General features: G+C 48.1%; 7 protein-coding genes and 2 pseudogenes. 6 read left to right on the top strand and 3 right to left on the bottom strand.

The window, feature by feature from the left end; all coding sequences use genetic code 11:
* Window positions 1–353: 353 nt before the first annotated feature.
* The 5 genes and pseudogenes from M0M83_RS03195 to M0M83_RS21655 all read left to right on the top strand — a co-directional run.
* Window positions 354–464 (top strand): annotated as a pseudogene (locus M0M83_RS03195) (UV protection and mutation protein); the annotation flags it as partial.
* 466 nt (window positions 465–930) lie between these two features.
* Window positions 931–1,794, top strand: a complete 864-nt coding sequence (gene bla, locus M0M83_RS03190) for a class A beta-lactamase (RefSeq protein ID WP_102139633.1) — start codon at window positions 931–933, stop codon at window positions 1,792–1,794.
* 385 nt (window positions 1,795–2,179) lie between these two features.
* Window positions 2,180–4,540 (top strand): hypothetical protein, encoded by a 2,361-nt coding sequence (locus M0M83_RS03185; protein ID WP_025441398.1) that lies wholly within the window; start codon window positions 2,180–2,182, stop codon window positions 4,538–4,540.
* On the top strand, window positions 4,533–6,656 hold the full coding sequence (locus M0M83_RS03180; RefSeq protein ID WP_025441397.1) for a site-specific integrase: 2,124 nt from the start codon (window positions 4,533–4,535) through the stop codon (window positions 6,654–6,656). The genes M0M83_RS03185 and M0M83_RS03180 overlap by 8 nt, the downstream gene beginning before the upstream one ends.
* Entirely contained in the window at window positions 6,653–7,231 is a 579-nt protein-coding gene (locus M0M83_RS21655) for a hypothetical protein (RefSeq protein ID WP_025441396.1), read from the top strand. The genes M0M83_RS03180 and M0M83_RS21655 overlap by 4 nt, the downstream gene beginning before the upstream one ends.
* A 538-nt stretch (window positions 7,232–7,769) precedes the next feature.
* Here M0M83_RS21655 and M0M83_RS03170 read toward each other — a convergent pair.
* Window positions 7,770–8,923 (bottom strand): IS3 family transposase gene (locus M0M83_RS03170; RefSeq protein ID WP_102140835.1). Its coding sequence is split into 2 segments (ribosomal slippage): window positions 7,770–8,677 and window positions 8,677–8,923, totalling 1,155 coding nucleotides; the frame shifts between segments, so codons are not numbered across the junction.
* A 64-nt stretch (window positions 8,924–8,987) separates the two neighbouring features.
* Between M0M83_RS03170 and M0M83_RS03165 the strand changes: the two are divergent.
* Window positions 8,988–10,343, top strand: a pseudogene (locus tag M0M83_RS03165) (Tn3-like element ISKox2 family transposase); the annotation flags it as partial.
* Window positions 10,344–10,864: 521 nt separating this feature from the next.
* Here the strand turns inward: M0M83_RS03165 and M0M83_RS03160 are convergent.
* Together M0M83_RS03160 and aac(3)-IId are read right to left on the bottom strand one after the other, a co-directional pair.
* Window positions 10,865–11,407 carry an AAA family ATPase gene (locus M0M83_RS03160; protein WP_000587837.1) on the bottom strand — a complete coding sequence of 181 codons (543 nt, stop codon included), beginning with the start codon at window positions 11,405–11,407 and terminating at the stop codon, window positions 10,865–10,867.
* Window positions 11,408–11,419: 12 nt separating this feature from the next.
* On the bottom strand, window positions 11,420–12,280 hold the full coding sequence (aac(3)-IId, locus tag M0M83_RS03155) for an aminoglycoside N-acetyltransferase AAC(3)-IId (protein WP_000557454.1): 861 nt from the start codon (window positions 12,278–12,280) through the stop codon (window positions 11,420–11,422).
* Between the last annotated feature and the right edge of the window lie 47 nt (window positions 12,281–12,327).

Genomic DNA, 12,327 nt, shown 5'->3' with positions numbered 1-12,327 from the left:
AGTAAATTCAATACGAAGCAGAATTTTACTAACTGTTTTTAAACCCTTTGCAAAGGGTTCAACAAGCCTTGTTTGACGGTTACTTGACCCATGCGTTAACCAGTAGCAGTAACAGGATCAGTAACAGAAACAAGAGCAGTAGGCAGAAGCAGTATTGTCCAAGCCTTGCAGGCTTTGACGAGGGCGAGCGATCCCCCCACATCTAGTTTTTCAACACAAAAAAGAAATCACCGACAACACAGCGTCTTACTCGAACAACTACAGTTTTACCTACAATTTTACTTGTAGAAATCAGCATAGCATTAGATACTGTATAAACAAACAGTATTAATTATGATTTTTCGAGGTTCGTCATGAGTGTCTCGCTGATAGGCCGTAGCGGCGCACTTGCCTTCATCAAAGCCAAGCGCCTTCGTATTCCATTGTTCATGGAACGTGTTTCTGCTGGTTTTCCTTCACCAGCGCTTTTCCCATATTGCTCTTTTTTGTCAATGTTCTGAAATCTATTAATAAATAACGAAAAAATAATAAGATAGTAAGATAAATCTCGTTCATACCTACTTTTACGGCGTTGACAACTATCACTCGGTCGAGTTTTTTCACTGATCCCCGCTGGGATCCCCTAATTGGTTGCCTTAGCGCTCATCCGAGCAAAGTTGAGTTAGGCTAGTTAACTAAATAATATAAATGGCCTTGTCCGACTCAGGCGAGACGGAACAACTTCGGTGGCCTCGATAAGCGCTGGCCCACTCCGAACCGTGAGAGTTTTTAAACAAACTGGTAAAGCAGACGCAATTCTCTTTCACTCGAAGCTGCTTTAAACCGCAGGTCGCGACCCATAACAGACGATAATTCTTTAATCGATATTCGTTTTGATGTATCATCGCGAGCAGGAAACACCTTTCTTTATATCTAGGAAAAAACTATCGTATGTACTCCAAATTTGTTGTTTTTGTATCGCTGTTAAGCAGCTTAACCCTCAGCATTCCTGCCAACTCTTCTCCAGACCTGATAGTCAACAGCATCAAAGAGGTAGAGCAAAACCTGGGTGCTAAAGTAGGAGTCTCAATCTACAGCGTTTCTGATGGTTACCTTTGGCATTACAACGGCGATTCACGTTTTCCGTTGATGAGCACCTTTAAACCTCTTGCATGTGCGAAATTGCTCCACGATGTTGAAACGGCGAAGCTGTCGATTGATCGATCTGTGAAGATTGAGGAACAAGACCTTATTACTTGGTCGCCGATAACAGAAAAGCTTGTTGGAGAGAGCTTTTCCCTCAAGCAGGCTTGCACGGCTGCATTGGTTATGAGTGACAACACAGCGGCTAATATAGTACTGGACGGTATTAGTGGCCCATCTGAATTGACCTTGTTCATGAAAGAACTCGGTGATGAAGTAACGCGACTGGATCGTATAGAGCCTCATTTAAATGAAGCGCGAAGCGGGGATGAGCGTGATACAACAACACCTAACGCGATTGTAAAAAGCCTCGGGAAACTGCTTTATGGCGAGAAACTCTCAAGTGGCTCTAAAGAACAATTAATTGAATGGATGGCTGGCAACAAGGTGTCCGATAGCTTGTTGCGTTCAGTGCTACCAGAGGGGTGGTCAATTGCTGATAGGTCGGGTGCTGGTGGTTTTGGGTCTAGGGGAATCACCGCTGCGATTTGGTCAAATGAACAGCAGCCATTAATTGTTGCGATATATCTCACCCAGACTGAAGCTTCGTTTGACGAGAGAAATAAAGCTATTGCCAAAATAGGTAGAGAAATTTTCGCTTCTTATAACTAAGGCAACTTGGCGGGTACTAAGCACCTCAGCATCATAAGATGAGAGGTGTTCTTTCAATCTTCCTTTATAGCGGCAGCTAAATCGCAGCTAAAGACATCGATCAGGCCGCTCCGTATGTCCGCATTGTGCCGACTCCGGTATATGCGCAGGAAAATCATCTAACGTCCGGTTCCGGAAATTTCAGTTGGCTCTGTTAAAGCAACAGTGAGCGTATGCCCTCTCCCCCTTTAACGCTGCTCCTCAGAGACGGCTATACGGTAGTTATCTGCGGCCGTAGTTGAGCAGTGTGGTCATTTAGCAGTATCTCGCGCTATAAAAAACTGTATGTATATACAGTTTTTTATAGTAGGCTTATCTTGTAGAGCAAGGTGAGTGAGATCTCTTTATGAGTCGGGTTTCCCCAAAAAGTTTTCCCCAAGGTATCATTACGAAAGGCCACACAGATAAGAATTTCCAGTTTCTGGTTCTGTCCGGTAATGTTTTGCTTCTAATTCAATCTCACCTTGCTAATTTACCGCCGTCCCAGCGGCGGAGCGCTAATAGGGCTGTGTTCTACTTCGAATGTTTCCTGTGGCTAATCAACCATCCACCTATCACAAGCACTCTAGACCTTCGAACAAATGCTTTTCTGAGCATTCAGCGCCTTTTCTATGGCGCGCTTTACTCAAACTGTTTTCTGGCTGCTGAAGTAAAATACTCAGGCAGACAGAGACTTGTCCGGTATTTCTTTAAACTCCTCGCTGAGCTGTCTAAATCGTCTCCTATCAATATTTTTGTATATTCAGACCTTACAGATAGCCAGGTCCGAGAATGCATCGCTCAGTTTGAAGCTATTGGGATTGACCCTGTACGAGCAGCCAAGCTCATGGGGTGGCAAGTCGCAGACAGAAGCGCGAACTCATTTCGATTAAAGATGGGAGCCATCTTCGATGTTTTTGGGCCTGATTTTACGATGGAATTACACCAGGAGAGTAAGAAGCACGCCTTGGCTCATAGTCATTATAGTAACTACGCTAATGTGGTCTCTCGATTTGATGATTTTCTGCGCTGGTATGACGATGATCCGATAGACAGACCTTCCTTAAACGCTCACGTGCTCCAAGATCCAGTCTTTGTATATCAGCTTTTCTGGAGCTTTCAGCGCTGGCATTTCGAAGGGTACTCCGAGCGGAGCCAAACCCAACCGACGGAACGGGTGTTGGCAAACCTTCAGCGCCAATGGATCAGAATCATCTGTTGGGCAAAGTCTGTTCTGGTTAGCGGAGGGCTTATGTGTTCCCCGCTTGGCGATGTGTGGCCCGAAGGGAGCAAAAAGCTCACTCGATTCCTCCATGAAGTAGGCCACCATCGATACGCTGATGGTGAATCCCTTGTATCACAAAAGCTTTTGACCCAGATCCCACTGTCTGTCACAGATAAGGAGGCAACGGAGCTTCTATTCAGACAGATCGAAGACGACTTCAATAAAGTCGTTCGGTGGGCTCGACGGGAGATTGATCACATAGCTCATCGTTTGAACGTTATTGATCAGGCCTGCGATCAAGGGGATCTGATAACGCTAGGTTCTCGAATATCTGCTCGGGCTTATGGCCAGCCTGTGATGGGGATGAACAGCCTTATCAGAACTGTAAAAGAAACCCACAACGGATTTGCAATCATCGACCACGCTATGCGCGGCCACTTGGTAAGCGCAACAGGGAGTTCTTTTTCAACATCGGAGTTAGCGGCGAATCTGGCTATGCCGACGAAGTATGCGATTGCTCCCATCGCTCTCTGGCTAGTAGCGCAGCATCCCGTTCTGACCGAGGCATCTCTATTGAAATGCGAGTTATTCGACCGAAACGGTAAGCGAACCGGCTTTGTTAAGACCGACTCTGGATCTGTGCTTGTTGTGAAGAAAAACCGGAAAGGGAAGCAACAGGAGGTTGTACTGAGCGACGACGCAGCTTCGGTGGTCGAGCTGCTTATCCAGATCACGGCCCCGGTTAGGCGCTATCTCAAGGAGAAAAGGGATGATGCCTGGCGACGATTGTTCATCGTCGCGGGTGGTCAGGGCTTTCAGGAACCTTACACTTTCACAAACCAGACCAGCTTCGCCAAGATCCTCCGGCAGAAAGCCTTTATACAAGCTCATAGCGCCGAGTTAGGAGACATGGTCTCCGTATTGTCGCTGGCCCGGATAAGGGCTACCGCAGGTGTTCTCGTCTACCTCAAGTCGTTAAGCATAGAGAAAATGGCAGAGTCACTAGGCAACTCGAAACGAGTCGCCATGAACCATTATCTGCCGCCTACCATCATGCAGTTTTTCCAAGAGCGGTGGGTCAGGATTTTCCAAAACGCGGTGATTGTCCACGCTATGAAGGACTCTCCTTATCTGCTTGATGCAACGGACTTTAGCAGCATGAGTGAGTTGGATATGTTTCTAGAGGCGCATGCCCTTCGAACGCCGCCTGAAGAACCCGAACAGCTGAGTAGTTCCTCTGAGCAAATATCTGGTTCGTCAGATCCAGAGATCGTTATTTCTATCGATGAAGGCGTTCTTGGTGTGCTCCTCTCGCTAAAAATGGCCGTTGAGCAAGCTGGCCCACGTGCGGCGGGAACGGCTGTGTACTGGAGCCAGTTCGCAGCGAAGATAGAGGCTCACATTGAATCTGATGGTTATCTAGATCCATATATCCGCGGTTGTCTAGTTAAGGCTAAGGGGATAGCGAATCCTCAACAGTTTGAGGGTCTAGTCTATGGATGATAGCAGCGCGCTACCTCGCGAATTGGACTTCATAACGCGATCAGTCGATGCGGATCTAGGACTATTCCGAAGCGCTGAATGGCTCAATTCGAAGTTCGATGACCCAGTATGGAGCGCTCGTTTTGCCGAAAATGGCAAGAGAGACACTGTTATTGATTTCAGGGTTAGGCTCGATGATGGGCTACTGCTCACCCACCCAAGACATCACAACCTTTTGGAAAGCATAAAGGCATATTTATGTCTGTCGTCCCATCCGTTGGCCACCGGAGGCAGCCAGCTTGCCCCGAAGACGGTACAGCAAAGGGTTCGTACGACCTTAGGTATCATCGACTACTTTCTCCTGAGAGCCGAGCATTTCCAACTGGCATCCCATCAGTTCAAGCTAATTACGCCGCATGACATAACTGAGTTCATGGCTGTGTTGGCTACTGATCAGTACGCTAAGAACAATCTCTACGCTGCGCGTGAAGAGCTACAGCGTTTCCTTCGCCTCAACAGCCATCAGGTTACGAAGCTGGAGACACAGTACGTTCTATCAAAGGTTCCTGGAATCGCTATTGTTGATGATGTAGATGAGAGCAACCTTGGCTTATCAGAGTCGGAGATTGTTGCGGCTAGGATTTTTCTGTGGATCAACGGAAACTACAAACGCATACCGATTAAGGCGGGTAGTCATGGGCATTCATTTTTTAGTCATCAAGTTTCTCCAAACAGTATCTACTCTGAAATTTATCATGAGCGAACTTTAGTGACGCCTAAATTCCGGGGGCTGGTGCTGGACGAGCTCCACTTTAGCCCATCCGAGAAGACCTTTAGAGAGTATCCCATGGTTTCGTCCATGGTTCTGTATGATGATCCACTTCCCTCTGAGGCTGGGGTTGATTTCTACCGACAATCGCTTAAACGGATGGAACTCCTTAAGCTCTGTGGGCTGGACCATATCAACCATCTTTCGCTAACAGCCTTGGATAATAGAGCTTTCCTCGGGCAACTTAAGATGAAGGGCACCGGGCGTTACCGGTCGCTGCCTCGGGACGTCGTATTTTCATCGTTTCGGAACGCAGTGGAGTTCTACTTAGATTTGGGTCAGGTCCTTATCGATGGTTATCTGGCCTTGGCGCGAGAGGCTGATGCACGTGGATGTGCCATCGGGGATTTGACCCAATCTGAAACGATAGAGCTGATCCCAAAGAGGTTGCGAGACATCGGAGTAAGTATCTGGGATCTCTCGGCAGATTTTCGCGGGCAGAACCGTGGAGGCGGTAGCGCTCTGTTTTTTAAGCGGTTCAGAGAGAATGAGGGACTGCTCCAGCTAATTGAGGTACTTTATGGTGCCATCTGGATAATACTCGCTGCGCTTAGTGCCAGACGTTCTGGAGAGCTTAGGGATCTTAAGGCAGATACCTGCCTTGTTAAGAAGTCCCATGGCTATTATTTACAGTTTGACTTGCGGAAACGGAACTTCGGCAAGACTCGTGAACAGGTCCTTCGTCCCATTCCCAATGTCGCGGCCCGGTGCATTCTGAGCTTGGGTGATCTTCGTCAGAAGCTCTCCTTGCTTAGTTCAGTTACGATTTCAGATAGGCTGTTCAGCAAGCCTCATTATCGCGAAGTTGGCCTGTCTGCGATGGGTTCAGTAGACGCGGCCAAGGTGCTAAACCGCTTTTCTGACTATTTCGAAGTCCAACAGGACGCTACTGGGCATCGTTATTACATTCGTACCCATCAACTTAGACGCTTCTTCGCTATGACATTCTTCTGGGCCGGCGGATTTGGCGGCCTAGACACACTTCGGTGGTTTTTGGGTCATACGAATGTCGAGCATGTTTATCACTACATCACAGAGACCGTTCCAGGAGAGGTGTTGCGAAGAATCGGTGCCGAATACGCATCTGATGCACTTCTCATAGGGCAGAGCAACACAGAAGATCTGGGTAATCTCCTACGTGAGCGTTACGGATTGTCATCATTTTCCATCATGCAGTCGGATGAAGTCGCAGACTATATCGAAGACCTAATGATGGAAGGGTTGCTAAAGATAGAGCCAGTCTTCTTCGACACACCGACAGGAAAGCGCCATGAGATCCTCTTTAAAATCACCGGAGAAAATTCATGAAGAAAGCATCACGGCAGGTGTCTGCTCAGCTTGAGATTAGCAACAGATCTGTTCTTTCTCGCGTTGAGTATCTCGAATCGATTATTCACTCACCCGCCGAGCATCAAGAAAACATAACACTTTTGATCGCTTTGAAGAGCCAAAGTGGACTTGCAAAGCTGGCGGTTAGCGAAGCTTTTATTTCTCCTATGTCTCTCAATACGCTTAAGAACAGAGCGAATGACATACTCCCTGGTGGGTTTACGACTATTGATCACCTGAGACGCCAGGCCGCAAAAGCTATTCACGATTCAACCGTAGTCAAGCCTTCATCGTCCTCTATAACCAAGCAGGACCTCAAAGATAAGATTAAGGCTCAGGAAAGGACCATCTCTCAGTTGTGGGATGAAATCGCACTGGTTACGAATGTTTTTAGAGAATCAGTAACACTCGCCCAACAGTTTGCCGAGAAATGCCCAGACCCGGCAGATCTGATCCTTTTCAAAAAGCGCCGTAGAGAGCTGCTTTTAATGTTCTCATTAAGCAAGCGGCCTCAGACGCCTTTACATGAGAGCCCGTCCAATGCCGAAGGATGAGAAACTCTATAATCTAACGAGCGATGTTTTCCGATTACCTTACGGGGTTGATCGAAATAGCCACGTCCTCAGCGTCAGAGCTGATAACATTCCGCTTCTCTGTTGGCCCGATGGCAGGCCGTGCACCGAGGCGAACCTATATATGCTGCACTGTTTTGAGCGTGGACTTTCCCGTAAGGAAGGCGGTGGGACACTTACTCAATATGCCAAGCTTCTTTCACACCTTATTCGCTTTTGCTTTAACAACAACTACTCATTCATAGGGTTGACTGATTCTCGCTTTTCACTATTCATCAGAACGCTCCAAGGAGAAATGGATCCACGAAAACCAGAGCAGAGAAAACGGAGAGCAGCCCATGTGGCAAACATAGGGAGAACCTGCCTCGGCTTTTTAGGATTCGTTGGAGAACTCTATCTAGAACCGTCGTTCGTCGGCGCCGCAGGAACGATCAGGGCTGAGACGAAGGAGTTCAAGCTGGCTGGTCAGAGAAAGCAGATAGTCCATACCTATTGGCATCACCATTCTGATCTGGTCAAGCTAGGCCGCACACTTTTTCCTTACACTTTCAAACTCAATTGGCGACATATCATTTAATGAAGTATGAAGCCGAACTGAGTTGTAGTATTTGATGTATTTCTCTACATCAGTTTTCATGCTTTCTCTGGTTAAATGGTAAACATTTAATAGCCATTCATTTTTCAAGCTGCCGAAAAACCTTTCAACCACAGCATTATCTAAACATGCTCCACAACCACTCATTGATGGCGTAATTCGATTGCTCCATAGCAATGATTGAAAACGCTTACTGGTGTATTGTGAGCCTCTGTCGCTATGGAAGATCAAGCCTGCTTTGGGTTGACGCAGGTTGATAGCCATTTGCATCGCTCTCATGGTTAAATCAACCGTCATGCGTTTACTCAACGCCCAGCCAATAATACGGCGAGAATGCAAATCCATCACAACAGCTAGGTACATCCAGCCTTGATGCGTTCTTAGATAGGTGATATCACCCGCCCACGCCTGATTTGCTCTGGCTGGATTGAATTGGCGCTTCAATAAGTTATCAGCAACCGCATGGCTATGTTTGCGCATAGTCGTCACTTTATAAGCCACTCGCTGTTTAACGACTAAACCGAGCTTTTTCATCAAGCTCTTAACCCGACAAATACCAATTTTAAAGCCTTCTTTGCGTAGCAACTTCATTAAGGTTCTGGCACCAGCACTACTGCGGCTATCATCAAATAACCTCTTCATGCGACGATAAAGCATTAACTCTTCAACACTAATAATCTTGGCTGGTCGCCTCAGCCATGCGTAATAGGCTGACCGACTCACTTCTAGAACCTCGCACAAAACGCTAATTGGAAAGCGCCATTGCTGCTCTTTAATATATTCGAACTTTATTTCATTTCTTTCGCAAAGAAGGCACTCGCCTTTTTTAAGATCTCACGCTCCATCTGTAAGCGTTTATTCTCTTTTCTGAGCTTAACCAGTTCAGCTCTCTCATCTTTGCTTAATGCTTCGCCTGAAGTTTGCTTGGCTAGTTTGTCTTTCCAGTTGTAAAGCAGCTTAGTTGTTATGCCTAATGATTTGGCTGCTTCAGTAACACTGTAACCTTGTTCAGTGACTAGCTTTACAGCTTCTTCTCTGAACTCATCAGTATATTTTCTAGGTTTTCTTCGTTGGGTCATTTTCACACCTTTGTTGTTGGACTAATTATCCTTCACAAAAGTGTGCGGTGCCATTAAATCAGATCATGTGATCATGAAGAGCCGAAGTGGCACACGATGGCGACTGCCAGTTAAAGGCTCCCAATCACTTGTCAACAACCCTTTCTTTAAACAAATGATCCCCGTCAGTATTGCTGATGTGTTGCGTTATGTTGAACAAGAAACCAACTTTATGCAATGCTTCGCACACGTGCTGCCAATACAAAAACAAGTAGGCGCCAATCAGGATGATTTATTGGCTATTCTAATTGCGAATGCGACACATCGCGGCGTATATGGGATGGCACAAATATCTGATCGCAGTTATGAGCATCTAAGCACTATACAAGCTAATTATATTAGGCCTGAAACCTTGCAAGAGGCTAGTGATATCATCAATAACGCAGTAGCGGCACTCCCTATTTTCCGCCACTATCACATCCAAGAAGACGTCCTGCACGCCAGTACCGATGGGCAAAAATTTGAAACTCACCTTGAGACTTTTAAAACTCGCTACTCCTCGAAATACTTCGGCACCAACAAAGGTATTACGGCCATGACGTTAGTTGCCAATCATAGTGCGTTAAATGCCCGTATCATAGGATCTAATGAGCATGAGTCCCATTATATTTACGACTTACTACAATCTAATACTAGTGATCTTAAGCCAGATGTCCTCTCAACCGACACCCATGGTGTTAATCATGTTAATTATGCCTTATTGGATTTATGCGGTTATAGTTTTGCGCCTAGGTATGCTCAGTTCACCAGTGTGATCAATGACCTATTTAACGTAACTGAAAGCGACGACGGAAACACGCATCTGGCGCTGAAAAAGCCGATAAAAATGAATGTGATTGAAGAAGGCTGGCAGGATATTCAGCGTATTGTGTTATCCCTTCAAGAAAAACGCACAACACAGGCATTGCTAGTACGCAAATTATCTGGTTATCCATCTAGACACCCTATATTACAAGCATTAACGGAATATAATAGGCTCATCAAAGCCCAATATTTACTTGATTATATTGATGATGCAAGTCTGCGCCAATATGTTCAACGAGCACTGAACCGAGGCGAAGCCTGGCATTTCCTCAGGCGAGCTATTGCATCGGTCAATCGTGACCAGTTCCGTGGAAAAAACGAATCAGAAATAGTCGTCTGGAACGAGTGTGCCCGTTTGACGGCAAATGCTATTATCTACTTTAACTCGATGATCCTAAGTCATCTATTACTGCACTTTGAAGAAGTTGGTGACGAGGAAAAAGCAGCAATAACTCGACAAGTATCACCCGTTGCATGGCAGAACATTAATCTGAGCGGCACTTATCAGTTCGCTAGTAACCGCAAACTACCTGATTTACAGGAAATAACTAGGCCTATTGTTGAAAATGAAGTCTAAAATGAAAGGTAACCCAGCTCCACAAGCCATTAACTGCGAGGGTTGTGGCGATTTATGTTACTTTAGAGGGGAAAATCCCTAGAACCCCACATAGGTGCATCGCACGAGCGCTAGGAACGGCGAAAAAAGGCGGACGTGGCGAAATCGGTAGACGCAGCAGACTTTAAAATTGGAGTGCCCGCGGGGAAATCCGCGGAGTAGAACCGCTCAAAGTCGGGGAACGCTAACGGGCAATACCCTAAGCCAATCCCGAGCCAAGCCCCTTCGGGGGAAGGTGTAGAGACTGGACGGGCGGCGCCTAAAGCCTTCGGGCAATGGCGAAGGGACAGTCCAGACCACGAACGTCATCAGACGGCGGCGAAAGTCGAGGTGGTACGAAAATCTGCTTCTCTGTGAGAGTACGGGTTCGAGTCCCGTCGTCCGCACCACAAAGCCAAACATCCCTGCGATGATCGACCTCTGGGCGTTTGGTCGTGAGCCCGCCACCCTCGCGCTACGCTTTGCGCAGGCGTCGAAGGCGATCAGGTGCGCCCATCGATTCCGTCGAGCACCATCGCTGCGAGTTCATCGCTGGTGTGTGCACCACTATCGAGAACACGGGTTGTGCATGGAAGCCGTTCCCTTGCGGCCAAGCATCGGGCGACATTCGCTAATCGCCACTCTCGAATCTCCGCATTTCGATTCGGGTCAGGATGCATGGTCTGGTTCGCGATCCGGTGACGCAATAGGTCCTCGTTGAGCGTCAGAAAGATGTGCAGCAGCTGATCGTCGATCCGCCTTACCCCGTCGAGTATCTCAGTCAGATAGTCCGGGTGCACGAGCGTCATTGGGATGATGATGTCCTGCGAGTAATTCCTTCGAATCTCCCTGACCGCCGCGATCGTAAGTCCCCTCCACAAGGGGAGATCCTGATAGTCTCCGCTCGCTGGCATGGGGACCGTTTCTTTCACCACGAACCCGATTTCCTCGGGGTCAAAGATCAGCGATTTGGAACGCCGATCGCGCAGCCGCTTAGCGAGCGTCGTCTTTCCGGCGCCGAAAGGTCCGTTGATCCAGATTATCATTGTCGACGGCCTCTAACCTGAAGGCTCGCAAGAGCGCTCGACGGCCTCGTGCGGAGGCACGATCGGAGTGGTTCCGAAATGCTTCTCAAGATAGGTGACGCCGAACGTCACGATGTCCTGCGCGTCGAACAGGTAGCACTGAGCAAAGCCCACGACACCTTCTCGATGGCGACCGAGCTTCACGTAAGCATTTGCTATAGTTTCAACCGCATCCGGCTTTCCTTCGATAGCAAAGCAATCGAGAATGCCGTTTGAATCGTAATCCGATGCCGTTTTCCAGGCGACTTCACCGTCTCTTCCAAGCATCGGCATCTCATACGTCACCCACCGTTTGTTGGGGATATCGGCAACCGCCTCGGCGTAGTGCAATGCGGTAACGGAGTTTAGCGGCGCACCCAACAGCAGGGCCTTCCCGCCAAGGCGAACGAACCGCTCGACGGGCGATCCTTCCCCCAAGGCGTGACCGAGTTCGTGAGGCTCCGTCAGCGTTTCAGCCAGCGGACCAACCGCGACCATCGATGCATCGGGGTGCGCGCTGCGCCGCGCGCCGGGGGCTTGAACCAGAAATTGATTCAGCAGGCCGAACCCACGGTAAGTCCCGGCTGTTGCGGGATCGAACGGCAGCCAGGTACGGCGGGCTTCGTCATCCAGCCGAGCGCCATTCAGAGTCTCCTCGTAGGGTGATCGGTCCCACGACGCGTATCCCATCACAGTGCCAGTCGGCCCAACCGCGGAGCGTAACGCGGCAACGACCGTCTCCGCTCCTCCTTCGACCGGACCAATCGCTTTAAGTGAGGCATGCACCATCAAGAGGTCACCGGTTTGGACTCCGAGTTTTTGAAGCGCCTCCGTTATTGCCTTCCGCGTATGCATCGCGATATCTCCTCTAAACTGCAAAACACTATACTACAATAGCGTTA

This window comes from Providencia rettgeri (genome assembly GCF_023205015.1).
GTDB lineage: Bacteria > Pseudomonadota > Gammaproteobacteria > Enterobacterales > Enterobacteriaceae > Providencia > Providencia rettgeri_E.
Note: the sequence above shows the minus strand (reverse complement) of the source record. Positions and strands in the feature narration are given on the sequence as shown.